Below are 398 nucleotides of genomic sequence, written 5' to 3' on the forward strand. Positions count from 1 at the left end.
ATATTGGAGGACGACAAGCGGCCGCCGCTGGAGCGGATGCGCACGCTGGTCCATGCCTTTATCCGCTCGGAGTGCGAGGAAGCTGCCGTGCGCGTGGCACTCAATGACGCCGCCCCACTCTACCGCGACGCGCCCGAGGCGCACGAGGCAAGGGCCTCGGGTGAGCGCACCGTCCAGGTCTTCCTGCGCGAAGTTCTGCCCGGGACCCCGCAAGCAACCCAGGACCTGGCCGGCGATCTGATCACGATGACGTTGAGCGCGGCGGGAAAGGATTTTTCGGCAAGCCCGCGCACCGACGCGGAGATCGAAGCCTACGCCGATGCCATGGCCGACATGTTCTGCGCCTACATCGCAAGCCTTGGACACCGCTGAAACAGGGCTCGGCCTGTGTTGTAAGC

General features: G+C 65.6%; 1 pseudogene. It reads left to right on the forward strand.

The features are described 5' to 3' along the window. A pseudogene (locus tag EOA24_RS41090) lies at positions 1–372 on the forward strand (TetR/AcrR family transcriptional regulator); the annotation flags it as partial. Between the last annotated feature and the right edge of the window lie 26 nt (positions 373–398).

The sequence above is a fragment of the Mesorhizobium sp. M2A.F.Ca.ET.039.01.1.1 genome, assembly GCF_003998035.1.
Taxonomy (GTDB): domain Bacteria; phylum Pseudomonadota; class Alphaproteobacteria; order Rhizobiales; family Rhizobiaceae; genus Mesorhizobium.